Annotated in this window: 26 protein-coding genes; 7 read left to right on the top strand and 19 right to left on the bottom strand. The window is 59.2% G+C overall.

The features are described 5' to 3' along the window. Nucleotides 1-216: 216 nt before the first annotated feature. Entirely contained in the window at nt 217-480 is a 264-nt protein-coding gene (locus FHU41_RS01095; protein ID WP_179387828.1) for a hypothetical protein, read from the bottom strand. 205 nt (nt 481-685) lie between these two features. On the opposite strand from FHU41_RS01095, the gene FHU41_RS01090 reads away from it, so the two are divergent. Then, on the top strand, nt 686-1,060 hold the full coding sequence (locus tag FHU41_RS01090; protein ID WP_179387827.1) for a hypothetical protein: 375 nt from the start codon (nt 686-688) through the stop codon (nt 1,058-1,060). Nucleotides 1,061-1,411: 351 nt separating this feature from the next. Here the strand turns inward: FHU41_RS01090 and FHU41_RS01085 are convergent, their stop codons facing one another. Continuing rightward, entirely contained in the window at nt 1,412-1,708 is a 297-nt protein-coding gene (locus tag FHU41_RS01085; protein WP_179387826.1) for a hypothetical protein, read from the bottom strand. 172 nt (nt 1,709-1,880) lie between these two features. Between FHU41_RS01085 and FHU41_RS01080 the strand changes: the two genes are divergently transcribed. Continuing rightward, nucleotides 1,881-2,255 carry a hypothetical protein gene (locus FHU41_RS01080; protein WP_179387825.1) on the top strand — a complete coding sequence of 125 codons (375 nt, stop codon included), beginning with the start codon at nt 1,881-1,883 and terminating at the stop codon, nt 2,253-2,255. 25 nt (nt 2,256-2,280) lie between these two features. On the opposite strand, the gene FHU41_RS01075 is transcribed toward FHU41_RS01080, so the two are convergent. Continuing rightward, entirely contained in the window at nt 2,281-2,580 is a 300-nt protein-coding gene (locus FHU41_RS01075) for a hypothetical protein (RefSeq protein WP_179387824.1), read from the bottom strand. A 54-nt stretch (nt 2,581-2,634) separates the two neighbouring features. Here FHU41_RS01075 and FHU41_RS01070 point away from each other — a divergent pair, with 54 nt between their 5' ends. Next, entirely contained in the window at nt 2,635-3,105 is a 471-nt protein-coding gene (locus FHU41_RS01070) for an SRPBCC family protein (RefSeq protein ID WP_179387823.1), read from the top strand. Here FHU41_RS01070 and FHU41_RS01065 read toward each other — a convergent pair. The 4 genes from FHU41_RS01065 to glnA all read right to left on the bottom strand — a co-directional run bounded on the left by FHU41_RS01065 (nt 3,068) and on the right by glnA (nt 8,507). Continuing rightward, nucleotides 3,068-3,481, bottom strand: coding sequence for a VOC family protein (locus FHU41_RS01065; RefSeq protein WP_179387822.1), 414 nt, complete (start codon nt 3,479-3,481; stop codon nt 3,068-3,070). The genes FHU41_RS01070 and FHU41_RS01065 overlap by 38 nt on opposite strands. 77 nt (nt 3,482-3,558) lie before the next feature. After that, on the bottom strand, nt 3,559-4,071 hold the full coding sequence (locus tag FHU41_RS01060; protein ID WP_179387821.1) for a GNAT family N-acetyltransferase: 513 nt from the start codon (nt 4,069-4,071) through the stop codon (nt 3,559-3,561). A 33-nt stretch (nt 4,072-4,104) separates the two neighbouring features. Then, nucleotides 4,105-7,155, bottom strand: coding sequence for a bifunctional [glutamine synthetase] adenylyltransferase/[glutamine synthetase]-adenylyl-L-tyrosine phosphorylase (locus FHU41_RS01055; RefSeq protein WP_179387820.1), 3,051 nt, complete (start codon nt 7,153-7,155; stop codon nt 4,105-4,107). An 11-nt stretch (nt 7,156-7,166) separates the two neighbouring features. Next, entirely contained in the window at nt 7,167-8,507 is a 1,341-nt protein-coding gene (glnA, locus tag FHU41_RS01050) for a type I glutamate--ammonia ligase (RefSeq protein ID WP_179387819.1), read from the bottom strand. Between the two features lie 140 nt (nt 8,508-8,647). Here glnA and panB point away from each other — a divergent pair, with 140 nt between their 5' ends. Continuing rightward, a complete protein-coding gene (panB, locus tag FHU41_RS01045; protein ID WP_179387818.1) occupies nt 8,648-9,523 on the top strand; it encodes a 3-methyl-2-oxobutanoate hydroxymethyltransferase in 876 nt (291 codons plus the stop codon). Here the strand turns inward: panB and FHU41_RS01040 are convergent. The 3 genes from FHU41_RS01040 to FHU41_RS01030 form a co-directional block, all read right to left on the bottom strand. Next, entirely contained in the window at nt 9,520-10,608 is a 1,089-nt protein-coding gene (locus FHU41_RS01040) for a glycoside hydrolase family 183 protein (RefSeq protein ID WP_179387817.1), read from the bottom strand. The two genes, panB and FHU41_RS01040, sit on opposite strands and share 4 nt — an antisense overlap. A gap of 95 nt (nt 10,609-10,703) precedes the next feature. Continuing rightward, nucleotides 10,704-11,261, bottom strand: coding sequence for a P-loop nucleotide/nucleoside kinase family protein (locus FHU41_RS01035; protein WP_218846892.1), 558 nt, complete (start codon nt 11,259-11,261; stop codon nt 10,704-10,706). Further along, entirely contained in the window at nt 11,242-11,406 is a 165-nt protein-coding gene (locus FHU41_RS01030; RefSeq protein WP_179387816.1) for an SPOR domain-containing protein, read from the bottom strand. Before FHU41_RS01030 ends, FHU41_RS01035 begins: the two co-directional genes overlap by 20 nt. Before the next feature lie 57 nt (nt 11,407-11,463). On the opposite strand from FHU41_RS01030, the gene map reads away from it, so the two are divergent. From map to FHU41_RS01015, 3 genes are read left to right on the top strand one after another with little or no spacing between them, the layout of a single operon-like run. Beyond that, nucleotides 11,464-12,330 (top strand): type I methionyl aminopeptidase, encoded by an 867-nt coding sequence (map, locus tag FHU41_RS01025; protein ID WP_179387815.1) that lies wholly within the window; start codon nt 11,464-11,466, stop codon nt 12,328-12,330. Between the two features lie 20 nt (nt 12,331-12,350). Continuing rightward, nucleotides 12,351-13,142: a polyphosphate--glucose phosphotransferase gene (ppgK, locus tag FHU41_RS01020; protein ID WP_179387814.1), complete on the top strand. Its 792-nt coding sequence runs from the start codon at nt 12,351-12,353 to the stop codon at nt 13,140-13,142. Continuing rightward, nucleotides 13,139-13,888: an SDR family oxidoreductase gene (locus FHU41_RS01015; protein ID WP_179387813.1), complete on the top strand. Its 750-nt coding sequence runs from the start codon at nt 13,139-13,141 to the stop codon at nt 13,886-13,888. The genes ppgK and FHU41_RS01015 overlap by 4 nt, the downstream gene beginning before the upstream one ends. Nucleotides 13,889-14,351: 463 nt before the next feature. On the opposite strand, the gene FHU41_RS01010 is transcribed toward FHU41_RS01015, so the two are convergent. From FHU41_RS01010 to FHU41_RS00975, 9 genes are all read right to left on the bottom strand, one after another. Next, entirely contained in the window at nt 14,352-14,894 is a 543-nt protein-coding gene (locus tag FHU41_RS01010; protein ID WP_179387812.1) for a hypothetical protein, read from the bottom strand. 15 nt (nt 14,895-14,909) lie between these two features. Beyond that, complete coding sequence (locus tag FHU41_RS01005) at nt 14,910-15,275, bottom strand: hypothetical protein (RefSeq protein ID WP_179387811.1); 366 nt, start codon at nt 15,273-15,275, stop codon at nt 14,910-14,912. Nucleotides 15,276-15,839: 564 nt separating this feature from the next. Next, entirely contained in the window at nt 15,840-16,478 is a 639-nt protein-coding gene (locus tag FHU41_RS01000) for a GyrI-like domain-containing protein (protein WP_179387810.1), read from the bottom strand. Between the two features lie 71 nt (nt 16,479-16,549). Then, nucleotides 16,550-17,038, bottom strand: coding sequence for a transcriptional regulator NrdR (gene nrdR, locus FHU41_RS00995; protein WP_179387809.1), 489 nt, complete (start codon nt 17,036-17,038; stop codon nt 16,550-16,552). A 66-nt stretch (nt 17,039-17,104) separates the two neighbouring features. Beyond that, nucleotides 17,105-18,454: a histidinol dehydrogenase gene (gene hisD / locus FHU41_RS00990; protein ID WP_343046212.1), complete on the bottom strand. Its 1,350-nt coding sequence runs from the start codon at nt 18,452-18,454 to the stop codon at nt 17,105-17,107. Between the two features lie 52 nt (nt 18,455-18,506). Next, entirely contained in the window at nt 18,507-19,058 is a 552-nt protein-coding gene (locus FHU41_RS14970; protein ID WP_246279397.1) for a hypothetical protein, read from the bottom strand. 1 nt (nt 19,059) lies between these two features. Next, entirely contained in the window at nt 19,060-22,590 is a 3,531-nt protein-coding gene (dnaE, locus tag FHU41_RS00985) for a DNA polymerase III subunit alpha (protein ID WP_179387807.1), read from the bottom strand. A 78-nt stretch (nt 22,591-22,668) separates the two neighbouring features. After that, nucleotides 22,669-23,763 (bottom strand): hypothetical protein, encoded by a 1,095-nt coding sequence (locus tag FHU41_RS00980; RefSeq protein WP_179387806.1) that lies wholly within the window; start codon nt 23,761-23,763, stop codon nt 22,669-22,671. A gap of 161 nt (nt 23,764-23,924) precedes the next feature. Continuing rightward, entirely contained in the window at nt 23,925-24,920 is a 996-nt protein-coding gene (locus FHU41_RS00975) for a patatin-like phospholipase family protein (RefSeq protein WP_179387805.1), read from the bottom strand. Between the last annotated feature and the right edge of the window lie 90 nt (nt 24,921-25,010).

Here is a 25,010-nt window from a genome sequence, read left to right as displayed (position 1 = left end):
ATCTACAATTCCGGGGGGATTTGTGACTGAATGTTTGGCCCAGACGGGCCTTGGAGTTTGGCCGCTGCTATTGGGGGCAGTGGTAATTGTCGGCTTGGGCGTAGCCCTGCTGGTCATCACGCGACGAAGCCGTAAAACGGTGACAACGCTAGGACTAGGCTTATTGATCGCGACCGGAGCCGGCCTGCTCCTCTCCATGAGCACCCCTTCGAACGCTTATGCACAAGCCAGCTCTTCCACGGAATGCTCCACCTCCGGAAGTTCGTTCGCCCCTGCCACCTCGGCAAGCCCTTCCTCCTCGTCGATCGGCACCGCAAGCCAGACGCCAACATCATCCCAGACGGCTAACTCCACTCCAACGGCCTCTAGTTCGCCGACTGCCACTTCGACGACTAGCCCTTCACCGACAACGACGCCGACAGCAACCTCGACGCCGACCACCACTCCGACAGAGAGCCCCTGCGGAGTTCCTAACGACAAATCCACCACTCTGGATACCGACGGGGACGGCATCACAGATGCCTGCGACCTAGACTCCGACAACGACGGCCTGCCGGATTCGGCAGAAGACCTCGATTACAACGGCCTCTTCAATGATGACGACATTGATGGGGTCTTCGGGCCTGTCGCAGTGCTTGGCGATGGGGTTTCTTCTTATCTTGACCTGGATTCTGATAACGACTCAGTGCTGGACTTGTTTGAGTCCGGCATCCCGGCGGCATTGATCGCACAAATCGACACGAATCGTGACGGCATCATTGACGCGAACTTCCCGGTCGGCACGAATGGCCTGGCAGATATTCTTGAAACCTCACCAGATTCCGGCGTCATCAACTACACCCTCAAGAACACCGACGGCGATGACAAACCGGACTTCGTTGATCTGAACAGTGACGGAACAAACCTCGACCTCTACCAGGTCGGAAACAGCCAATTCGATGACCTAGGTGCTGGATTCATCAGCCGAATCGTCGACCCCGATGCCGATGGCATCATGGGAGTCGTCGACACCGACGCCACCCACCGTGGATCACCAGGAGCACCGCTAGCTACCTGGTAAGACCTAAACTTCACCACACAGTTGATGATTGACCTAGAGCGCAATCGGATTGAGCCATTACACCAAATGTTGAGTTGTTCGGCATAGCTGCCTGGTGTTGGGCTGCTATATGTTATCTCTTATTAGTACAAAACTATCTACAATTCCGGGGGGATTTGTGACTGAATGTTTGGCCCAGACGGGCCTTGGAGTTTGGCCGCTGCTATTGGGGGCAGTGGTAATTGTCGGCTTGGGCGTAGCCCTGCTGGTCATCACGCGACGAAGCCGTAAAACGGTGACAACGCTAGGACTAGGCCTATTGATCGCGACCGGAGCCGGCCTGCTCCTCTCCATGAGCACCCCTTCGAACGCTTATGCACAAGCCAGCTCTTCCACGGAATGCTCCACCTCCGGAAGTTCGTTCGCCCCTGCCACCTCGGCAAGCCCTTCCTCCTCGTCGATCGGCACCGCAAGCCAGACGCCAACATCATCCCAGACGGCTAACTCCACTCCAACGGCCTCTAGTTCGCCGACTGCCACTTCGACGACTAGCCCTTCACCGACAACGACGCCGACAGCAACCTCGACGCCGACCACCACTCCGACAGAGAGCCCCTGCGGAGTTCCTAACGATAAATCCACCACTCTGGATACCGACGGGGACGGCATCACGGACGCCTGCGACCTAGACTCCGACAACGACGGAATCCCAGACTCTATCGAGGACCTCAATAATAATTCCCTCTACCTTGACGATGATATCGACGGAAATATCCTGGTAACTCCAGTTCTGGGCGATGGGGTTTCTTCTTATCTTGACCTGGATTCTGATAACGACTCGGTGCTGGACTTGTTTGAGTCCGGCATCCCGGCGGCATTGATCGCACAAATCGACACGAATCGTGACGGCATCATTGACGCGAACTTCCCGGTCGGCACGAATGGCCTGGCAGATATTCTTGAAACCTCACCAGATTCCGGCGTCATCAACTACACCCTCAAGAACACCGACGGCGATGACAAACCAGATTTCATTGATGCCATCAGCGACGAAACGAACTTCGATCTCTACCAGGTCGGAAACAGCCAATTCGATGACCTAGGTATTGGCTTCATCAGCCGAATCGTCGACCCCGATGCCGATGGCATCATGGGAGTCGTCGACACCGACGCCACTCACCGTGGATCACCAGGAGCACCGCTAGCTACCTGGTGAGCTAATGACTGGCAACCCAGTCAGCTCAGGCAGCGTGGGAGGATTCTCGCGCCATCAGCCGATCCACCGTAAAGGTATCTACGCCAGCCTCAACGCACATGGCCACGCAGAGGGCGGCTCGTGCGTTACCGGTCAAGTTCCCATGAGCCCGAATCAGAAAATAGGCGGTCACCTCGGCGAGTAAGTCTTCTCGCTTACGGCCCATTTCCCGCAGCTCCGCCGCACCAGCCAGCAGACTCTTCGTCCGGGCGTAGCCCTCCGCGGTATCTACCAGTTGGAGGGCTCGCAAACGGTCACGATCCGGAAGCAAATCTAGGCGAGACATGAAACTATACTAGAACATATATTCGAATATTGGAAAGAGCGCTAGGCTATTCCTATGGCTTTCGCCCTCTCCTTGCACACTGCCTCGGAGCTCAGTCCTGAGGAGCTCTTCACCCGATCCCTCAGCATCGATGCGCATCTCGCCTCGATGTCAAAGAGCGAAGAAACGGCGATCGCTGGCACCACCAGTGGAAGCATTCAATTCGGCGAAACAGTCACCTGGCGAGCCAGACACTTCGGTATTTGGTGGACCATGACGTCAAAGATCACCGAGCTGGATGCACCGAAGAAATTTGTTGATCAGCAGCATCGCGGGCCCTTCAAAAGTTTTCGGCACGAACACAGCTTTGAGAGCACCCCAGCGGGCAGCCTGATGACAGACCTCATCGAGGTCACCGCACCATTGGGCCCGCTGGGGTTACTCGCGGAGAAGCTCTTCCTCAAGAGCTACCTCAAGCGGCTCATTGAGGAAAGAAACCAGTTTCTGCTCAGCTCTCCGCCGCAGGCATCTGGCTCATGTCCATGAAGAACACTTCCCAGTGATGCCCGTCCAGATCCAGGAAGCTGCGCTGATACATGAACCCTTGGTCCATCGGTTCACGGATTGAGGTTGCCCCACTCGCGAGGGCCTTATCAACCAACTCATCGACTTCTTCGCGGGTATCGGCAGTAATGGCGTAAAGCGCGTGATCATTTACCTTGGCGTCACCCATTGGTTTGGGGGTGAAGCTCTGGAAGTAGTCCTTGACCAACAACATGAAGTAAGCATCTTCACCCACCAGCATGCAGGTAGCGTTCTCGTCGGTGAATTGCGGGTTGAAGGTGAACCCCAGGCCGGTGAAAAATTCCACCGAGGCGTCGAGGTTTGAGACGGGGATATTGACGAATAATTTGCGTGTCATGCCCTCAAGATAGCAAGCCTGAACAGCCAGGACTAGGCTTCACCGAATTTCTCACACCCGGCTTGTTCGCTGACTCGTCAGCCCCCGTGAGCAAACTCGCGAAACATCACGCATTGCGGCCCGTTCGAACCACCCAAATAGCGCCCGACGACGTCGTACCCGGCACTCCGGTAGGCTCGCTGACCGGCGAGGTTGGCTTCGTTCACCGAGAGCACCACTCCGGAAGCCTCCGGGTACCGCTGCTCAGCGAGCGCGACGGCGGCTTCCGCAACTGCGGCACCCAGCCCGCGGCCTTGGAAGTCCAAGCCGATCAATACCGCCCGCAATAAGGCGGCCGGGTCATCGGTGGCCCAACCAAGCCGAGCCGCCGCTTGGGGATGTAGAGTCCCGGTGCCAACGACTTTCCCGCCCTCCCGCACCGCGAAGAGATCCCGGTCCGGTTCAAGCTCAGCGAGCTCTAGAAGCTCCTGGGGCCGTCCGACGAAAGCCACCTGTTCCTCAGCGATCCGCAAGCAGCGGATTTCTTGCTCGGCGGCCTCCCGTTCCAGCTCGGGAAGCTCTTTGAGCAAGATCAGTTCAATTTCGGTCATGGTCTCCCTCTCCAGCCCAGAATTATTCTGCACTCAGAGTGATTCACCGTAAAAGTATTTTTCAAAAACGGTCCTGGCCTGCCGGGTAAGCCGAAGGTAATCCTCTTCCAAAGCGCCGCCCTGACCCGCCGGGTACCCGCACCAACGTGCCACGGCTTCTAGGTCCCGCCGGGAGGAAGGCAGCAAATCGGAAACACGTCCGGACCAGAGCACATTAGCCGAGCGGATTCTGCTGGCCAACCGCCAAGCCTTAGCCAGTAAATCGGCGTCCTCGGCGTCAATCAAGTCCCGGCGGGATAGCGCTACCAAAACCGGTAGCGTCGAGGTGCTGCGCAGTTCAGCAAACTGGCTGGCGTATTTGAGTTGCATGAGCTGAACAAGCCATTCGACATCGCTCAAACCACCCCGGCCCAGTTTGACCTGTCGGGCCGGATCGGCGCCGCGCGGTAAGCGTTCGGACTCCACTCGGGCCTTGATCCGGCGAACCTCACGCTCATCCTGATCGCTCAAGGACTTCGGGTAGCGGATCGGTTCAATTAGTGCCAGGAAGTCGGCGGCCAGGCTATCGCTGCCCGCTAGCGGACGGGCGCGCAGTAGCGCTTGTGCCTCCCAGATGAGCGACCAGCGCTGGTAATACTCACGATAGGAATCCAAGGAGCGGACCATCGCTCCGTTCTTCCCTTCCGGTCGCAGATCGGCGTCGATTTTCAGCACTCGCTCCGCCAGAACGGCCGGTTTGAGCGGCTGAGTGAGCAAACTAGAAACCAGGCCAACGATTTCCGAGGCTTGGGACTGAGCTTCCGCCTCAGAGAATCCAGGCAACGCCCGGTGTACGTACATCACATCGGCGTCCGAACCATAGCCGATTTCGCGGCCACCCTGCCTACCCATCGCCACCACCAGGACCTCGGTTTTGCGTTCCCCCGCAACTCCCTCTGCGACGTGCAGGGCACCCAGTACTGCCGCCCGATCCGCCTCGGCAAGTGCCTCCCCAATCTGATCCTGGCTGAGCAAGCCGGCACCATCGGCAATGGCAACCCGCAGGATCTCACGACGGCGGATCAGTCTGATCAGTCGAATGGCTTCATTGGGTTCCGGATGCCGGGACATCTTGGACTGAATCTCCTGCCACTGCGCTTCAAAGCCAAGGGGCCGCAACTCCTTATCCGAGCCGAGCCAGGAGGTTTCCTCGGGCGAGACCTCCAGCAGGTCAGCAATCAGCCGCGAGCTGGACAACACATGGCACAACCGCTCGGCAGCAGCTTGCGAGTCTCGCAGCATGGCCAGATACCAGTGCGTTGATCCTAGTGACTCGCTCAAGCGTCGAAAGGCGAGCAAACCGCCGTCCGGATCCACGCCGTCGGCCAGCCACCCCAGCAGCACGGGTAGTAACTGCCGTTGCAGAGCCGCGCGACGGGAAACCCCGGTAGTCAACGCCTCAATGTGACGCATCGCCCCGGCGCCGTCGTGGTAGCCCAGGGCTGCCAGCCGGGCTTGAGCTGCCTCCGGACTCAAGGAAGCCTCGGCCGCGCTCAGATGTGCTGCGGTATTGAGTAGTGGCCGATAGAAAATCCGCTCGTGCAGGGAACGGACCCGCCGCTTCACCTGATGCCATTCGGCCAGCAGGGCTTCCGCGCTGGACCGCTGGGTGCTCAATGAGCCGGTGGAGGATTTGGCCAGCGCGCGCAAGGCCGGTTCCGAGTTAGGCATCAGATGGGTTCGGCGGAGCTGGACGAGTTGAATCCGATGTTCCAGGACGCGCAGATAGCGGTAGGCCTGGTCTAGCTCCTGGGCGTCGGTGCGGCCAATATATCCAGCGTTCGAAAGGGCGTGAATGGCTCCGGTGGTATCCCGCCGGTGCAAGCTCTCATCGGTTTTGCCGTGCACCAATTGGAGCAACTGAACGGTGAATTCGACGTCCCGCAGGCCGCCGACGCCGAGCTTGAGTTGCCGCTCACGCTCCCCCGTCGGAATGTGATCGCTCACCCGGCGGCGCATCGCTTGCACGGACTCCACGAAGCCTTCCCGCTCGGAAGAACTCCAGATCATTGGGGTCAGCGCCGTCTCGTAGCGAGCGCCCAGTTCCCGGTGACCGGCAATGGTCCGAGCCTTAAGTAGGGCTTGAAACTCCCAGCCGGAGGCCCAGCGCCGGTAATACTCCAAATGCGATTCCAGGGTGCGTACTAGCGGACCGTCTTTGCCCTCTGGGCGCAGGTTGGCATCCACTTCCCATAGCCCGGGTTCCCGAGCCGGGGCGTTAATCGCCCGGGAGAGCGCGCTGGCCAGGGCGGAGCCCACCAGATTGGCCCTCACCTCGTCCAGCTCGCGGGATTCGATCAGATAGATGACGTCCACATCGGAGATGTAGTTCAACTCGCGCGCACCACATTTGCCCATTCCGATCACGGCCAGGTCAACGGCGGCCACCTCCTGGGCGGAAAACCCACCCGCTGTGCCCCTCGATTCAGCACTCCCCAGTTCGGCCCGGGCAACGGCGAGTGCGGCGTCCAAGGCTGCCCCGGCCAAATCTGCCAACTCCGCGCCGATGATCGGCATCACATCGTTCGGCGAAGCCGCACCAAGGTCCTTAATCGCCAACTCGGTCAGATGCCTGCGATATTGGCTTCGCAGCGCCAACACAGCCTCCGCATGGGGCGTGGTGGCCACCGGGTTGAGCGAATCCGGGTCCGCGCCCACGCTCCTTAGCAGCGAAGCCCGCAAGGTCTCTGGCGAGCTACCCACCGGCTCCGCGCTCACTGGAGTGCGCAGCACATCGTAGTGGCGTGGATTGCGGATCAGGAAGTCCGCGAGCGCTTCAGAGGCACCGAGCAGCCGAAACATGGCTTCGCTGGCTGCCGAGCCGTCGTGAAGAATACTGGTGACCTCTATAGCCAGCTGAGCATTTGAAGCCAGTATGCGTACCAGGGATTGCAGAGCCAGATCGGGATCTGCGGAAAAGCTCAACCCGGCAAAGAGCTTCTCTTGGTCTATTCCGGCCAGCTCCGGAGCAGCCAAAAAACGTGTGCTTTTCTCTAGGTCCGCAAATCCGTGGACAATCAGCGTCCGCTGCAAGCTCTTCACCATGGCGGCAGAACTTAGAGGATCCCCAAGTTGCGCTGCAACTCGTAGGGGGTGACCTGCAGACGATAGTCCTGCCATTCGGCTCTTTTATTCCGCAGGAAATGCTCAAAGACCTGTTCGCCTAAGATTTCGGCCATCACTTCGGAATCCTCCATCGCTCGGATCGCGTCGTGCAGGCTGGAGGGCAGCGGGTCATGGCCCAACGTGCGGCGTTCGGCGGTGCTCAATGCCCAGATATCATCCTCCGCAGCGGGCGGGAGCTGATACCCCTCTTCGATGCCCTTTAGTCCGGCACCGAGCAGCACCGCATACGCCAGGTAGGGATTGGCTGCGGAGTCGATGCCTCGGTACTCGATGCGGGCCGATTGTCCTTTGCCGGGTTTGTACAGTGGCACCCGTACCAGCGCCGAGCGATTGTTATGGCCCCAGGAGAGATAGCTGGGAGCTTCTCCCCCGCCCCAGAGCCGCTTATAGGAGTTGACGAACTGATTGGTCACCGCGGTGAATTCGGGGGCGTGCTTGAGAATCCCAGCGATGAACTGTCGCGCCGTGGTGGAGAGCTGGAACTCGGCACCGGCTTCGAAGAAGGCGTTGGAATCGCCCTCGAAAAGCGAGAAGTGGGTGTGCATGCCGGAACCCGGATGATCCGAGAAGGGCTTGGGCATAAAGGTTGCATAGGTGCCCTGTTGCAAGGCAACCTCTTTGATCACGGTGCGGAAGGTCATAATATTGTCCGCGGTCTGCAAGGCATCGGCGTAGCGCAGATCAATTTCGTTTTGCCCGGGGCCACCCTCATGGTGGCTGAATTCCACTGAGATGCCGACGTTTTCCAGGGTGGTCACCGCGGTGCGCCGGAAGTCCTGGGCCACGCCGCCCGGAACGTGATCAAAGTAGCCGGCTCGATCTACCGGAACGGGCACCCCATCGGCACCGAGTTCCTCGGATTTGAGCAGGTAGAACTCAATTTCTGGGTGGGTGTAGCAGGTAAAGCCCATATCCGCGGCCTTGGCCAAGGTCCGTTTGAGCACGTTGCGAGGATCAGCGGTGGAGGGCTGTCCATCCGGGGTGAGAATGTCGCAGAACATTCTGGATGTGGGCTCGTTCTCGCCCCGCCAAGGCAGAATCTGAAAGCTGGCCGGATCCGGTTGCAACAACATATCCGACTCAAAGACCCGAGCAAGTCCTTCGATTGCCGAGCCGTCAAAACCCAGGCCCTCTTCGAAGGCTCCCTCCACCTCGGCGGGTGCCAAAGCCACCGATTTCAGCGATCCGACGACGTCGGTGAACCAGAGCCGGACGAATCGGACATCACGTTCTTCGATGGTGCGAAGAACAAATTCCTGCTGGCGATCCATAGAGCTTCCTCCTGCTGCGCTCACCCTGCGGGGCGTCCGGCTGTGCTGATGGTGACTGGTCTGCCGACCATGCTGTAACAACTCTACCGAGAGGATGAGCTAGCACGCTCCAGGGTGTCATTTTCCAGTAGGCTCAAGGTATGAGTTCCGCCGAAATCCCCGCTCCTTACGGCACCGGCACGCAGCAGTCCGGAACGCCGTCGTCCCCTGCTGTGCCTAGCCCGCGCAAGATCCGCACTCATCATTTGCAGCAGTTCAAGGATCAGGGTCAAAAGTTCGCCATGCTGACCGCTTATGAGCAATACACCGCGCAGATCTTCGACGAAGCGGGCATTGAGGTGCTGCTGATCGGTGATTCGGCGGCGAATAATGTTTATGGCTATGAGACCACCCTGCCGATCACGCTGGATGAAATGATCCCGCTCTGTCGAGCCGTTTCGCGTTCCGCGCACCGGGCACTCGTGGTGGCGGATCTGCCCTTTGGTTGTTATGAAGCCAGCCCGGAGCAAGCCGTGGCGGCTTCCGTGCGGTTGATGAAAGAGGGCTTGGTGGCCGCGGTGAAAATGGAGGGCGGGCAACGTTTCGCTCCTCATCTGCGTGCAATCGTGGACGCTGGAATCCCGGTGATGGCTCATATTGGTTTCACCCCGCAGAGCGAGCACGCCCTGGGCGGCTACCGGGTACAGGGCCGTGGGGATACCGGCCAGCAAGTGATTGACGACGCCGTGGCGCTGGCTGATGCGGGCGCCTTCAGCGTGCTGATGGAAATGGTCCCAGCTACCGTGGCTGCCGCGGTTGATGCCGCTATCGCGGTTCCGACCGTGGGCATCGGAGCGGGCAATGGCACCACCGGCCAGGTCCTGGTCTGGCAGGACATGGCTGGCCTGCGTGGCGGTCAGGTGGCGAAATTCGTCAAGCAATACGCCGAGCTCCGGACCACCCTTTCGGAAGCAGCTCGCAGTTATGCGGACGAGGTACGCTCCGGCGTTTTCCCGGGACCGGAGCACTCCTTCTAGGAACTACCGAACCCCTGGGCCCGGAATTGCATCACCCGATAGGGCCAGCCGTTGCTGGTGTTCCACTGACTCACCGAGAGGTGTAGATCGTCCAGAGTCGATCCCGGGATGATGTAGCCGCCGTAGAGCTGGGCTACATGGCTATCGTCCTCCTGGCCCCAGTCCGCGTGGTTGATCAGGGTACGCCGCTTCGCTTGATAGAGGTTGGACGTCGGGGTATCCATCAGCAGAGCATCGATCCGCCAATTGTCATTGTCCGAGCAGAACCAGGTGAGCACCCATTTGCCGCCCAGCGGGCGCAGGCTCATCTCGCCGAACTTCCCGTCCAGGATCGGGGTGGGCGGGTTACCCCAATTCCAGGCCCCGCCTTGGTAGCCCCAGGGCTGGTAGGCGGCAGGGTTGGCGATGTCCTGGCTGAGTACCCGGTGCAAGATGATCGGCTTATCGCGTTGGAAGCCGGTTGAGTAAACGTAAACATAACCGTCGTTGCCCAGACCCCAGGTGAGTAGCTGGAAAAGACCACCATGGAGGTCAGCAGGGAATTTCGCTCCGGTGTGCACCCAATGCGCACCGCTGTCATCGGAACGCCAGATTTCAGTCCAGACCACATTACCCAATCCCTGGTTGACCATCACATGCAGATACATCGAGTTTCCGATGGTGATCACGTCCGAGGGCAATACCGTGGAGAACACCGAATTATTGTGCTCATAGGCCCAGAGCTGCTCTGCGGCCGCGCCTCCTACGGCTCCGGACCAAGTCACGCCGGAGGCTAAGTTAGTGGTATTTGACCATAGCGCCACGGGGGAACGCCACCAGCCGTTGCCGACGCTCGCGTTCTCGAAGGTGTCTCCAAAGACGTAGAGAGTGCGGCCGTCCGGGGTACGGGCGGGAATGCCGAGGTCGGTCGCTTCCATTCGGTAGGCCGTGGTCAGCCCAGGGCCGGTGAGGTCCTTCACCTTGCTTACTTGAATCAGGCCATCGGCCTGTGCCACCGCCGCAGAACCGGAGCCCAGACCCACCGCGGCCACCACTCCCGCGGCACCGGTAACGAACGCTTTTCGACTGATTGACTGTGATCCCATAACTGGTCTCCTCATTGAGAAATCGATTACATTGACAGTACCGAGATCGCTCAGAGGAAGCAAGAGGTATTGAATATCGGCTTTAGAGCATCAGTTCAGAGCAAAGCTTTTACCTGCGCGACGAGCGAATCCAGCTCCATAGGCTCCGAGGTATCCACCGTGATCACCGGCCCCAAACCCAGCGGCACTGCGCCGCGCACTCCCTCGGCCCAGGCTTCTTCATCCCGCTCAATGCGCGGATGAACCTGATGGCGTTCCCGGAGAAACGACCGGCTACGAGCCAGAACGGGCTCCAGCGCGCAGAAAATCTCCACTCCGAGCTCTAGACCACTGCGGCGCAGCCCGGTCAGGACGAAAGCCCGATCCCGCTCGGCATGCCAATACGATTCCACCATGGACATCGGAACCGCTGCCGCAGCAGTCCACAAGGCCTCCATGGAGAGCGCCCCCAGACTCCGGTTGTCGATGCCTGCCGGGCCGAAATCATGGAACGCTTCTTTAAAGTCATCCTTACTGAACAGCGGCAAGCCCAGTTTCGGCGCTAGGCGACGAGCAAGTGTCGTCTTGCCAGCCCCGCTCATACCGTTAACGAGAATTACTCTGGCCGGGGCCGCCGTCGAGCCCTGATTCAGTTCAGTCCTCCTCTTCGCCATCCCAGGCTTCATTGCGCTCCTTGACCTTCTGCAAGGCCTGCTCTGCCTCGGCACGGGTCTCGTAAGGACCGATCAGCTGAGTCCAATCCGATTGCGCATCCTCCTCGACCTGATGGGTTTTCACGTTGTACCAAAACTGCGGCATGGACCGCTCCTCTCATCGATGGCTACTTCGAGCCTAATCCTTGCTTAGGATGGAAGCATGCCCCACGCTCCACTCGGTACCCTCATTCCCGGTACGATCAGTCCTCAACGCAGTGTTCCCACCTCGATCCCACGGCCGGAGTACGTCGGTAAGCCAGGCCCGGCAAAATTTACCGGCTCGGAGGTCAAGAGCCCCGAGACCATTGAACGGATCAGGCGGGCCTCAAAAATCGCCGCCCAGGCCATTGTGGAGGTTGGAAAGCACGTCGTCCCGGGCGTCACTACGGACGAGCTGGATCGGATCGGCCACGAATTCATCCTGGCTCATGATGCCTATCCCTCGACCCTGGGCTACCGAGGCTTTCCCAAATCGCTCTGCTCCTCGCTCAACGAGGTGATCTGTCACGGCATCCCGGACTCCACCGTGGTACAGGACGGAGATATCATCAATATCGATATCACTGCCTATAAGGACGGGGTTCACGGCGACACCAATTACACCTTCCTGGTGGGCGACGTCGATGAGGAGTCCCGGCTTTTGGTGGAGAGAACCGAAGAGTCGCTCCGGCGAGCCATCAAGGCAGTCGTCCCGGGCCGGGAAATCAATGTCATCGGTCGCATTATCGAGTCCTACGCCAAGCGTTTCGGCTATGGCGTGGTTCGCGATTTCACCGGCCACGGAGTAGGCGAGGCTTTCCACACCGGCCTGATCATTCCGCATTATGACGCCGCTCCTGCCTACAGCACTGTGATTCAGACCGGGATGACGTTTACCATCGAACCGATGCTCACTCTCGGCGGGATCGAGTGGGATATGTGGGAGGACGACTGGACCGTCGTCACCCGTGACCGCAAACGCACTGCCCAGTTCGAACACACCCTCCTGGTCACCGATACCGGTGCCGAAATCCTTACCCTGCCCTAACTCATCACTACGGAGCCAGAATGTCCAAGAACAACACCAAATCCCACCACGCCATCGGCATCGATATTGGCGGCACCGGCATCAAGGGTGGCATCGTCAATCTGAAAAAGGGCGAGCTGGTGGGTGACCGCTTCAGGATCGATACCCCGCAGCCTTCCACTCCGGAAGCCGTGGCCGCAGTGGTGAAACAGATCGTTGATGAGCTGATGAGTCGACCCGAAGCTCCCGAGGCGGATAGCCAGGTGGGCGTGGACTTCCCGGCGATCATCTCGCACGGAGTGGCCCGCTCGGCCGCCAATGTGGATAAGAGCTGGATTGGCACCGACGCCGATGCGCTACTCACCAAAATCCTGGATCGTCCGGTGCACGTGATGAACGACGCCGATGCCGCCGGAGTTGCAGAAGCCAAGTATGGCGCTGGTCAGGATCAAGACGGCACCGTTTTGGTGATTACCCTGGGTACCGGCATTGGTTCGGCGTTCATCTTCAACGGCAAGCTGGTTCCCAATGCCGAACTTGGCCACCTTGAGCTGGACGGCTTCGACGCGGAGAGCCGCGCCTCGGCCACCGCCCGCGAACGCGAGAACCTGAGCTGGGAAGCCTATGCAGAGCGTTTGCAGCGCTACTTCACCCACCTGGAATTCCTGTTCTCCCCCGAGCTGTTCATTGTCGGCGGCGGCATTTCCAAGCGCAGCGAGGACTTTCTGCCACAGCTCAAGCTGCGCACCAAGATTATTCCCGCCGAGCTGAAGAACAATGCGGGAATCGTCGGTGCTGCACTACAAGCCTCCAGGCATTTTAAAACCAAATGAGTCGCGCTCCCGCACTCATCGTGACGGGTGCTAGCCGCGGCATTGGCGCGGCTGTCGCCCTGCAGGCCGCTACCGCGGGCTATGCAGTGGTGGTCAATTACACTCAGGATCGCGTTGGTGCGGAGCAGGTGGTTCGGCAGATTCTCCACGGCGGTGGGCAAGCCGCGTCGGTGCTGGCCGATATCAGTCAGCAAGCAGAGATCCCAAGGCTTTTTGAGGTTGCAGCGAGCCTGGGCGACGTGAGTGCCGTGGTGAACAACGCCGGGATTACCGGCAATTCACCCGGTCCGCTCAGTGAGGTTTCCGATCAGGTGCTGCAACGCACCTTCGAGGTGAATGTGCTGGGCACCATGCGAGTATGCCAGGCCGCTATCAAGCACTGGCAGCAGGCACCGGCGTCGAATATGTCAATCGTCAACATCTCCTCCACCGCCACCAAGGCGGGCTCCCCCGGTGAATGGGTGCACTATGCCGCCAGCAAGGGTGCCGTGGATGTGCTGACCCGTGGTCTGGCCGCCGAAGTGGCCGCACAGGGCATCAGGGTCAATGCGGTGGCTCCAGGCCTCACCGAGACTCGTTTACACCAGGACGCCGGGATGCCGGATAGAGTGCAAAGGCTCAGCGGCCTCATTCCGATGCAGCGGGCCGGGACCCCGGACGAAGTTGCTCAGGCTGTGCTCTGGATGCTCTCCCCCGAGGCTTCCTATGTCACAGGCTCCGTGCTACCGGTAAGCGGCGGACGGTAGCGTTTCGAAGCTGGTTCAGTTTGAAATAGAGAAGAGATTTTTGACCTAACACATCGGAGGCAGGTTGAGCGTGTAGCCGGATTGATGGATGTGCGTGAGCTGAATTGCCATTGAAAGCCCCATTTAGTTTGTTCGACTTCGACAAGCTGTTTCTGCCGAAAATTGGGCGCCTGATCAAATCATCGCTTAGTGCACTGACAATAGTCAGATTCCGGATGTTGATTCAGTGCGGAAAAGTTCCGCCAAGTGTACGAGCTAATGTTCCGCCTCGGTGACACTCTCAGTCCTTTTCTCCAGCTAGAGCAGGCTTTTTAGACAGAGCCGTGGGCTGCGAGAAGGCCAACACGAAGCGGGCGGTTCCGCCAAAGCCTATTTCGTACTCCACGGCATCGACTCGGTAAACACACCAGTGCCGCTCGCGATGGGAACGGCGCTGGTGTGGGTTCGGACGTTTGTTGACGGTTTACTTGAAGCCGACCCAGGACAGGTAGCCATACGGGGTGCTCGTAGCGCCAACCGCGGAGCCGACTTGATGTGATGAGACGACACAGTTGTTGTTGTATCTCGTCGCTGTCCAGGCGAAGGAGCGCCCGTCAGCGCCTAGCTCGATGTATCCACCTTGGGACGGGATCGTCGCTGATACCGAATATGTGACGGTAGTGGCCTTGCTGAGCGCCAACGAAACACCTGCTGAGACGGAGGCCTTGGCGAAGATCGCGCCCGCTTCAACGGTTGTCGAGAGGGTGATGGTGCCCGTAATCGTCGAGGTTGTACCAGCGGCAATGGTTAGATGTGCTCCGGGGGAGCCAGCGAGCCGATAACTGCCTTTGACGTAGTGCCTGGCCACTTGGCTAATGGCTATGTCAACGTTGCTGCTGGAACAGAGGCTCTTCGGTGAGACCATGTTCGCCGGAGCGGTTTGTGGGGCCGCTTGGGCCGCACTGACGGACCCGAACAGGATGGCGGCGGTAGCGATGGCCACGCCAAGTTTTCTGAATAATTTCACTGCATGCTCTCATTCCTAAACGTAATAGACGGTCAGCCAATACGTGGTAGAGCTAGACAAGCTAAGTTCGAGTTTCGTTACCCCCTTCGGTGAATCAATGGCGAAATCGGCTATCGGGGTGATGCCTTCCGAGCAGGGCGCTCCTGCGTTCGCGGCCGTCTTTTGAGGTATCGCTACTTTCCAGTCCACGCCCTCGGTGCAGTTGATCACCAGGCCGATCCGGGTCTTTCCGACAGGTAGCGCAGGAACGTCTATAGTGCCGGGGCCAGTGCCCTCCTTGGTAAAGGCCGCTTGCGCTGTGGGCTGCTTTTCATCGAGGGCTTTTGACTGCGAACTGAAGAACTGCGCAGCAGCGGGCACGCTGCTCGTGCTAGTCGCCATCGATGTTACGGGTGAAGTGGTCGAAGATAACGACGTTGACGTGGCGGCCGGTGTTGAGGTGCAGCCAGTCAACAGGGCCACAGCGATACCAGAAACAGCGAGGAAACTAGCTGCACGAGAAGTACGGGAGTGCTTTGGCATCATGCGCCCTCTCTGATGAAGTACCTAATAGTCCAAACAATAGCTGAGAATAGTCTGGGAATGACCTAGCAAAATTCTGACAGAGGAATAAGCCTCCTGGCGCTCACTTGGAGTCCGACTCCTGAGTCGTTTCTGAATAAGAGGAGTGCCGATGAGCTGAATTCACCCAACCGACCAGTCACCTAGGTACAAACCCGCTTTATCCGAGCCAATGCGAGCACTATGATTTACTTCCAGACATCCGCGAGCGTCTCGCTTATATCGACCCCGAGTGCACTCAACGGCAGTTGGGATCGCGGACCGCCTATGGGCGACGGAAGAAGTCATCGGACTACTAGATCAGGCAGAGTATTCGAAAATCAGCATGGACTAAGACGCAGAGCAGCCTGAAATTCAATCTGAAGGTATCAGCGCTTCGAGCATTTAGGTCTTCGAGACGGTCTTGACCGGCTGGCGGAGAATGGTTTTCAGCTTTTCCGGGGCAGTACGACGCGCATCCGAGAGATAGATCTCATGGTGGTCACCGTTGAAATCGAGCCCCTGCGTTGGCAGGTATTCGTGATGCAGCCTGCTTAAGGTGGGCGCCTCGTCGTCGTAGGAACCCAGGTGCAGGATCTGCACGGATAAGCCCTCGGTGTAGCGCCGGTAGCGCAGGCGTTCTAGCGCTGCCGAGGCCTGCGGTGACAAGCCCTTCTTCGCAGCGGCCTGCTGCACTGCCTGCCTAACCGCTTCTTCGGTGACCCATTCCGGTTGGGCGATCATCATGGTCCAGAGCCAGCTGTCCTTATCCCGACTGGTAAAGGCGCTCGGGTCAGCTGCCCGCCAGAGACCCTCTAAAGGAGTAACTACGAAATCGCGGCCAGCGGCCTTGCTGGAGAATTTAAGCGTGTATGCGATGCTAAAGAGCGCTTCAACTGCACTAAGATAATCGGCTGAGGTGTTCGGATCACCCTCGCCATCCACCATAAGAAAACCCAGCTCAGGGACTTCCACCAGTTGAAAATCCTTGGCACTGGTCGAATAGAGGTTTTTCAGATCCTTTTTCAGATCGTACTTGTCCATTAGCATCCTGCCAATACCTCAAGTGGTACCGGTGGTGGCCCGGGCTTCCCCTCCCTGACCACCACCGGAGTCTAGGCGCGCGCTCCGTCTACCGCGGAGTCAGCGGCTTTCAGCTCTGCCTCGTGTCGGAGCAGGGCGATGGCGTGTTCAAAATCGTCGAGCGATTCGAAGGCTTGATAGACGCTGGCGAAGCGCAGGTAAGCGATCTTGTCCAGTTTCTGCAGCGGTCCAAGAATGGCGAGACCCACTTCGTGCGCCTCAATTTCGGCGCTACCAGCGGCTCGAATGCTCTCTTCGACCTCTTGAGCCAGCAAGGCTAGATCGTCCTCAGTAACAGGCCTGCCCTGGCAGGCTTTACGCACTCCATTGATCACTTTGCCGCGGCTAAAGGGCTCGCCGATGCCGGAACGCTTAATCACCGTCAGGCTGGTAGTTTCCACCGTGGTAAAACGCCGCTCGCATTGCGGGCACTGCCGACGACGACGGATCGCGGAACCGTCGTCGGCCACTCGGGAGTCAACCACCCGAGAGTCTGGGTGGCGACAGAACGGACAATACATATTGCTACTGTACAACTACATATAGATGAATTACAAGGAGGTAATTACCACATGTAGTGGTTTGCCTCAGACTTCCCCGAAGCTCTCGCCGGAATCTTCGCGGAACCGGGCGGTGACCGCATCGCCGTGTGCCGGTAAGTCCTCGGCGCGCGCCAAAGTGACGATGTGCTCGGCCACCTGAGCCAAGGCGGCGCGGTCATAATCGATCAGCTGGATACCTCGCAGGAAGGTCTGCACCCCGAGCCCGGAACTGAAGGCAGCGGTTCCGCTGGTGGGCAGTACGTGGTTCGAACCCGCGCAGTAATCCCCCAGGCTCACCGGGGAGGAAGCTCCGATGAAAATCGCCCCGGCATTGCGCACCCGAGCCGCAATCGCCGCAGCGTCCTCGGTGATCACTTCAAGGTGCTCGGCCGCATAGGCATCCACCACGGCTAAGCCCTGATCTAGTGAGTCAACCAGTACGACGGCGGATTGCTCACCTTCCAGCCCTTGCCCGACCCGTTCCTGATGCTTAGTAGTGGCTAATTGCTTTCGCAGTTCCGCCTGCACGGCCTCGGCGAGTTCCACCGAGGGGGTGACCAATACGGCGGCGGCGGCGGGATCGTGCTCGGCCTGGCTGATCAGATCGGCCGCAACCAGGGCGGCTGACGCGGTGTGATCCGCCAGCACAGCGATCTCGGTCGGTCCGGCCTCCGAATCGATGCCCACCATACCCTTAACGAGTCGCTTCGCGGTGGCCACGTAGGCGTTGCCCGGACCGGTAATCAGATCGACTGGCTCTAGCTCTATGGAGTCCACCCCGTAGGCAAAGGCGGCTATCGCCTGAGCTCCGCCCATTGCGTAGACCTCGGTGACGCCGAGCAGGGCCGCAGCGGCCAAAATGGTGGGGTGCGGAAGGCCGCCGAATTCCTTTTGCGGCGGCGAGGCCAGTGCTATCGAGCTAACCCCTGCGGCGAGCGCGGGCACCACATTCATCACCACTGAGGAGGGATAAACGGCCAGTCCGCCGGGGACATAGAGCCCCACCCGTCCCACCGGCTGCCAGCGTAGGGTGACCCGTGCCCCCCTGGCGACCTGCACGGCAACATCTTCCGGACGTTGCCTTTCGGCCACCAGCTTGGCCCGTTTGATGGATTCTTCCAGAGCTTCTCGGATTGCCGGGTCCAGCTCTTTTAGAGCCTGTTCCAGAGCAGCTTCCGGAACCCGCACCTCGGCTTGCTCAACGCCGTCGAACTTGGCCGCCAGCTCTCGAAGGGTCTGCGCGCCGCGCTCCCGAACCGCGGCAATGATCTCCCGCACCCGGCTTTCCACCCCAGCGGTATCATCGGCGGCTGCCCGGGGAACCGCGCGGCGCAGCTGGGCGAGGGTGAGTTGTTGTCCGCGCAGGTCAATGGAGCGCAAAAGTTGCTTGGTCACAGCGGAAACTTTACCCGGTTTGACTGAAAGAATTACTTTGGAGACGTGAGGTTCACTGCTCTTCCAGGCTATCTGCGGGCGGTGAACGTAGCAGCGATCCCAGCGTAATGACAAAGAATACCAGCGCGGCCGCAAAGGGCCAGAGTAAGAGCACGCTGTAAGTGCGGAGCGAAAAAGCAATCGATTCACTGACATTACCGGAGCTGCTGGGCCCCCACAGCACCCCGCAGAAGGTTCCGATGAGCCAAGCCGCCACCGCTCCTAAACCGCTGCCCAGGACGGCCGCGATAAGTTTAGCCCAGGCACCTCTTAGCCTGCGTTGCCGGACCAGCAGAGCGCCGGTGAGCACTCCGGCCAGGATGCACAGCAAGCCGAGAGTCAGGTCCCTAGGCAGCCAAATCGTGGTGTCAGTACCCTTGCCGTAAAAAGCACCACCCGGGGCGCTGAACCACCAGAGCAGTCCGACCAAGATTCCCGCAGCAGCGGTTGAGGAGAACCAGCGCAGCAAGGAAGCGGGCGGTGCACTTGTCAGCCCGGCAGGAGTCGGACTGGCGTAAATCTGTTGCTGCGATCCATAGGGGGCAGATTGAGCCTTCTCCGACATCTCAGGAGGCCTCCAGACAGGCGGGGCCGAGCAGTACCTTGAGATCTCCGAAGAGTGCAGGATTCGGGTTGACTCGATGATGCAAGGGCAATTTCATCACCTTGATCGAGGAGGACCCGGTCAATTGCAGGCGCACCTCGGAGGTGCCCGGGTGAGTACCCAACACATCGCCGAGAGCGGTGATCACCGATTCGGTCGCCTTGTGCTCAATGATTGAGATCACCACGGGGCCGGAGCCATCATCGCTAACATCCGGCACCGTAAGCTCCATGGCGTTAAGCGTGGTGGAGCCATCATCGCGTTTCTGCAGCCGCCCCTTGACCGTGACGATCAGATCCTCGGCCAATATGGTGGCAATCGGACCGTAGACCTGCCCAAAGAACATCACCTCCATGGAGCCGCCCAGATCTTCCACCTCGGCGCGGGCATAGGCATTGCCGCTGGCCTTGGCGATCCGCCGGGACAGCGAGGTGATCATGCCAGCGATGGTGACAATTGCGCCGTCGGACGGCCCTTCTTCACCCATTAGATAGCTCACGGTGTGCTCGGCATGCTGGCTCAGCAGACCTTCCATGCCGCGCAAGGGGTGATCCGAGACGTAAAGGCCCAGCATGTCCCGCTCGAAGGCCAGTTTGTCCTTCTTCTCCCACTCCGGCAGATCGGGAATATCGGTGGTGAAGCCTGGCTCCGCCTCTTCTTCGCCAAACCCGGCAAACAGATCGAATTGACCAACGGCCTCGTTGCGTTTGAGCACCACCACCGAATCGATGGCTTCTTCATGCACCATGGCCAGGGCGCGGCGTGGATGACCGAGCGAGTCGAAGGCGCCAGCCTTGATCAGGGATTCAATGGTTCGCTTATTGCAGACGACGGCGGGCACCTTGAGCAGGAAGTCGCTGAAAGATTCAAAGGCACCCTTTTCCTCCCGAGCTGCGATCATGGCAGAGACGACGTTCGCGCCAACGTTACGAATGGCTCCCATGCCAAAGCGGATATCGCTGCCCACAGGGGTGAAGTTCAGTGCCGATTCGTTGACATCCGGCGGCAGCACGGTGATACCCATCCGGCGACACTCGTTGAGATAGATGGCCATCTTGTCTTTGTCATCGCCAACCGAGGTCAGCAGGGCAGCCAGGTATTCCGCCGGGTAATGCGCCTTGAGGTAGGCCGTCCAGTAACTCACCAAACCATAGGCGGCCGAATGAGCCTTGTTGAAGGCATAGTCGGAGAAGGGCAGCAGGATGTCCCAGAGCTTTTGCACGGCTTCCTGGGAGTATCCGTTGTCCCGCATGCCCTGGGCGAAGCCTTCGTACTGCTTATCCAGCTCGGATTTCTTCTTCTTGCCCATTGCACGGCGGAGTAGATCTGCCTGACCGAGCGAGTAGCCAGCGAGCTTCTGCGCAATCGCCATCACTTGCTCTTGATAGACAATCAGGCCGTAGGTGGTCCCCAGGATATCTTCGAGCGGCTCGGCCAATTGCGGATGGATCGGGGTGATCTCCTGCAATTTGTTTTTACGCATTGCGTAGTCGATATGCGCGTTTGCACCCATCGGGCCGGGGCGGTGGATGGCGCCCAGCGCCGAGACATCTTCGAAGTTATCGGGCTTCATCAGCCGCAATAGCTGGCGATAGGAGGAGCCTTCAAACTGGAAAACACCCAGCGAATCGCCCCGAGCCAACAGCTCGTAGGTCTCCTTATCGTCCAGTTCTAGCGTCTCTAATTCCAGATCAACGTCGCTATTGAGCTTGATGTTCTCAATAGCGTCCGAGATGATCGTCAGGTTCCGAAGCCCCAAGAAGTCCATCTTGATCAGGCCAAGGCCCTCACAGGTCGGGTAGTCGAACTGCGTGATGACCTGGCCGTCCTGCTCACGACGCATAATCGGGATGATATCGATGAGCGGATCCGAGGACATGATGACGCCGGCAGCGTGTACCCCCCATTGCCGCTTGAGGCCTTCCAAGCCCAGCGCCATATCGAAGACTTTTTGCGAATCGGCGTCGCTACGAATCAACTCACGTAGCTCTTCCGCCTCGGAATAACGCTTGGCCTCCTTATTGTGCACATCGGTGAGCGGCATCCCTTTGCCCATCACGTCCGGCGGCATCGCCTTGGTCAACCGCTCCCCCGTGGAATAGGGGTAGCCGAGTACGCGGGAGGAATCCTTGAGGGCTTGCTTAGCCTTGATGGTGCCGTAGGTGACGATCATGGCGACCCGCTCATCACCGTATTTCTCGGTGACGTACTTGATCACCTCACCGCGGCGACGATCATCGAAGTCCACGTCGAAGTCGGGCATCGAGACACGTTCCGGGTTAAGGAATCGCTCGAAAAGCAAACCGTGCTGGATAGGATCCAGATCGGTGATGCGCATTGCGTAGGCCACCATGGAACCGGCACCGGAGCCGCGCCCGGGTCCCACCCGGATCCCGTTGTTCTTAGCCCAGTTGATGAAGTCCGCAACCACTAGGAAGTATCCAGGGAACCCCATCTGGGTGATGATGCCGACTTCGAAATCGGCTCGCTCACGAACCTCGGTGGGGATTCCCATGGGGTAACGGTAATGCAGCCCTTTTTCGACCTCCTTGACGAACCAGGACTGCTCGTTCTCACCCTCGGGCGCGGGGAAACGCGGCATATAGCTGGCTGAGGTATCGAATTTGACGTCGCAGCGCTCAGCGATCAGCAGCGTATTGTCGCAAGCGTCCGGGAAGTCACGGAATAGCGCCCGCATCTCCTGCGGTGATTTGAGGTAGAACTCATCGGCATCGAACTTGAAACGCTTGGGGTCCGCCAGCGTGGAGCCGGACTGGACGCAGAGCAGGGCGGCGTGGCTCGGCGCGTCCTCGGCGTGCGTGTAGTGCAGGTCATTGGTGGCAACTAGCGGCAGATTCAGGTCCTTGGCCAGCTTGAGCAGATCGGCTCTGACATTGCGTTCAATGTCCAGCCCGTGATCCATCAGCTCGCAATAGAAATTTCCCTTGCCGAAGATGTCTTGGAAATCGCTCGCCGCCTGGATAGCTTCCTTGTACAAGCCCAGACCCAGTTTGGTCTGCACCTCCCCCGAGGGGCAACCCGTGGTGGCGATCAGGCCCTTGCCGTAGGTCTGTAATAGCTCCCGGTCCATTCGAGGCTTGTAAAGATAGCCCTCAAGTGACGCCAGCGAGGACATCCGAAAGAGGTTATGCATGCCCTCCGTACTCTCGGACCAGAGAGTCATATGGGTGTAGGCACCGGCGCCGGCAACGTCCTTACCCGAACCGTCACCCCATTTCACCCTGGTGCGATCCTGACGCGCTGTTCCCGGAGTCAAATACGCTTCGACCCCGATAATCGGCTTAATCCCGGCAGCTTTCGCCTTGGACCAGAAATCGAAAGCCCCGAAGACGAAGCCGTGGTCCGTGGTAGCCAGTGAGTCCATACCCAACTCAGCCGCATGGGAGAACAGATCGGTCAGCCGAGCCGCTCCGTCCAGCATGGAATATTCGGTGTGATTGTGCAGATGGACGAAGGAATCGGAGCTAGCCACCCATCCATTCTAGGACCGCCCGGAGGCGAATCTGGTCTTCGCGAAGAATTCTCGGGATTTAGCGGGAAGCCATCTTCGCTACTGCAGGTCCATCACAACGAGACCGGGCAAATGAGCCGTGGCTTGGCGTAGCGCACCGATGAACTCGGCATAGTTTGGGAACACTCGTCCCAGGCTGGCCTGGTTAATCCCCAGCAGAAACTGAGTTTTACCACCCTGGTGTGACTGCAGGGACAATTTCTGCACCTGACTGAGCCCGTAATTCGGCGGCGTCGCCTGAATCCGGCTCAACAAGGAGAAAGCAAAATAGTGCTGGTCAATATTGAGGCCCTGACCATCCACCACGATCTGCCGCGGTGTTCGACGTCGGGTCTTGGCCAGCGATGCCGCGCCCAGGAAACCGACAAAGAGGAAGGCAAGACCCAAGAAGGCCCCAATGAAGAACCAGATCCCTCCGTTGTCGATGGCGTCCTCGGAACTGCTTTGCAGAGTGATAAAGATCAGAACGGTGGAGATTACTGCTATCAGCGCCCCTACTCCGCCCAAAATGTTCAACCTCACGATCCGTGCGGAATAGACCGAAGGATCAAGGGTGAATAGCACCCGCTGAGGCATCCGCTGCTGGTAGCTTGCGGGATCGTGTTCCAGTACAGAGGTCGCCACCAGATTGAGGCTATGCAGATGGGCCACCATATCGCTAAAGGTCTTTCGGCTGAACTGCTTGCAATTGAAACGCTGCTCAAGACCGTTAATGTTCACGATAAGGGTTCTTGTGGTGCCCGAGTGAACACCGTTGGTAGATCTTTTCACCACCTGCGTAGAGACCAGCGCCTGTCGAGCATCAAACTGACCTACCGGCCGGAAGGCCCGATAGATCGTGACCTGAAAACCCTCAATGAGCACCTTGAATTGGCCGCGCCAAAGGACTCCCATCAACATCAAGATCAGCACCAAGGTCCCTGCCCCGAAGGACAGCGTCGTAATGAGAGGCCTGTTCTGCCGCATCGGGATGCTGATTCCGGGTAGCATTCCAAAGCCTGCCAAGGTGACGAGTGCGGCCGCGAAGATAGCCCCGATGACCGCCCACAGCACTAAGCCAGGTGAACGCCCATAGGCTCGCGGCGTCATCGGCCCGGGCACGCTTGATAAATAACTTTCGGTCTGAAAACTCATAATGCTCCCCCGAGCTAGTGAATCGAATCGCGTGATGCTCAGGCAAAATTAGCAGAATTTAACAAAAATGAAACTAATTGCGACAAGGCGACGACAAATTCCTCGGTTTCGGTGGGCATGAGCGGGTTTCCTCATGCCCACCGATCAATAGATTTCGAGGGTTAGCGCCAGAACTCGGTGAGTTGTTCGGCAAGGGCTTTGCCTTGTTCGTAGCCGGCCCGGGCGGCGGGCGGTCGCAACGACAGATCCATCGCATTACTGCCGAACAGGTGCTCGGAGTTGCTGTCCGGGAAGACCGTCTCGACTCGGCTGCCGCCTGCGCGTAACTCCTCGACCTGCTTCGCGAGTTGCACACCCCAGTCCAGCGGTTGCAGTGTTTTGCCGCCAAAGGGCGACAACACCAGAACCCGTCCGTATCCAGCGGCTAGATCGGCATTCTCGCTGGATCTTCGATAGCCTCCGTCAATGTACCGGGCGTCTCCGATCTGGTACGGAAGGCCACTGGCACAACTGGCAGCCACGGCGTCCGCCAGATCGACCCCGCTGTGCTGATCGAACACCACCGGCTCACCGTTACCGGCATCCACCGCTGTAATAAGCACCCTTCGTTGCGGCCAATCCTGGCTGGGTAGCCGCGAGGCCACGGTCTTGCGCCACTGCTCTTGCCAGGAGCCGTCTGAGGCCGCATCCATTTCGAGTGCCGCTGCACCCAGTCGGCGGCGCAAATCAGGCATATCGGCGGCAGCGTCAATGATTTTGCCGATCCTCTCCAAATGGTTCACCACCGGCCTGGCCGGACCGCGTCCGCGCTCGGCCCCGCCGGAACCAGCGCGCTGCTGAGGCACAGTTGCAAGGGTGGCGGAAAACAGCTCGGTCGGGCTCGCCCCAGCCAACTGGGCGGCGGCTGTTGAACCCGCCGAAGTCCCGATGGTCAGCTCGGCTGTGCTTACATCCAGCCCAGCATCAAATAAGCCAGCCAGGACGCCGATCAACCAGGCGTTGCCCGTCGATCCGCCACCGCCGAGGACCAGGGCTCGCTTGTCTGCAGCCTGCGCCGGTCTTATCACCTCGGCCTGCGGCTGATCTTGATGGGGATTACGACGTTTAGAGGCCGCCGTGGAGGTTACCTGCAAAGTTGAAAAAGATGTTGTGTTCATGGGAGTCGCCTTTCGCGAATAGCCTGGCGGACGCTCCCAGCGGCGACTAGTTCAGTCGCGCGATCGTGGACTGCAGGGAGCACCCATTGC

This window comes from Psychromicrobium silvestre (assembly GCF_013408295.1).
GTDB classification, from domain to species: Bacteria; Actinomycetota; Actinomycetes; order Actinomycetales; family Micrococcaceae; genus Renibacterium; species Renibacterium silvestre.
This window is presented reverse-complemented; position numbering and strand designations above follow the sequence as displayed.

Bases quoted from the DNA above. Each gene is read 5' to 3' on its own strand.
- glnA (WP_179387819.1), bottom strand. From the start codon at position 8,507: ATGGATCGCCAGCAGGAATTTGTTCTTCGCACCATCGAAGAACGTGAT.
- ppgK (WP_179387814.1), top strand. From the start codon at position 12,351: ATGTCCAAGAACAACACCAAATCCCACCACGCCATCGGCATCGATATT.
- FHU41_RS01005 (WP_179387811.1), bottom strand. From the start codon at position 15,275: ATGGCGACTAGCACGAGCAGCGTGCCCGCTGCTGCGCAGTTCTTCAGT.
- map (WP_179387815.1), top strand. From the start codon at position 11,464: ATGCCCCACGCTCCACTCGGTACCCTCATTCCCGGTACGATCAGTCCT.
- nrdR (WP_179387809.1), bottom strand. From the start codon at position 17,038: ATGTATTGTCCGTTCTGTCGCCACCCAGACTCTCGGGTGGTTGACTCC.
- panB (WP_179387818.1), top strand. From the start codon at position 8,648: ATGAGTTCCGCCGAAATCCCCGCTCCTTACGGCACCGGCACGCAGCAG.
- FHU41_RS14970 (WP_246279397.1), bottom strand. From the start codon at position 19,058: ATGTCGGAGAAGGCTCAATCTGCCCCCTATGGATCGCAGCAACAGATT.
- FHU41_RS01075 (WP_179387824.1), bottom strand. From the start codon at position 2,580: ATGTCTCGCCTAGATTTGCTTCCGGATCGTGACCGTTTGCGAGCCCTC.
- FHU41_RS01060 (WP_179387821.1), bottom strand. From the start codon at position 4,071: ATGACCGAAATTGAACTGATCTTGCTCAAAGAGCTTCCCGAGCTGGAA.
- FHU41_RS01055 (WP_179387820.1), bottom strand. From the start codon at position 7,155: ATGGTGAAGAGCTTGCAGCGGACGCTGATTGTCCACGGATTTGCGGAC.
- FHU41_RS01070 (WP_179387823.1), top strand. From the start codon at position 2,635: ATGGCTTTCGCCCTCTCCTTGCACACTGCCTCGGAGCTCAGTCCTGAG.
- FHU41_RS00975 (WP_179387805.1), bottom strand. From the start codon at position 24,920: ATGAACACAACATCTTTTTCAACTTTGCAGGTAACCTCCACGGCGGCC.
- FHU41_RS01030 (WP_179387816.1), bottom strand. From the start codon at position 11,406: ATGCCGCAGTTTTGGTACAACGTGAAAACCCATCAGGTCGAGGAGGAT.
- FHU41_RS01000 (WP_179387810.1), bottom strand. From the start codon at position 16,478: ATGGACAAGTACGATCTGAAAAAGGATCTGAAAAACCTCTATTCGACC.
- FHU41_RS01065 (WP_179387822.1), bottom strand. From the start codon at position 3,481: ATGACACGCAAATTATTCGTCAATATCCCCGTCTCAAACCTCGACGCC.
- FHU41_RS00980 (WP_179387806.1), bottom strand. From the start codon at position 23,763: ATGAGTTTTCAGACCGAAAGTTATTTATCAAGCGTGCCCGGGCCGATG.
- FHU41_RS01035 (WP_218846892.1), bottom strand. From the start codon at position 11,261: ATGGCGAAGAGGAGGACTGAACTGAATCAGGGCTCGACGGCGGCCCCG.
- FHU41_RS01085 (WP_179387826.1), bottom strand. From the start codon at position 1,708: ATGCCGTCCCCGTCGGTATCCAGAGTGGTGGATTTATCGTTAGGAACT.
- FHU41_RS01015 (WP_179387813.1), top strand. From the start codon at position 13,139: ATGAGTCGCGCTCCCGCACTCATCGTGACGGGTGCTAGCCGCGGCATT.
- FHU41_RS01040 (WP_179387817.1), bottom strand. From the start codon at position 10,608: ATGGGATCACAGTCAATCAGTCGAAAAGCGTTCGTTACCGGTGCCGCG.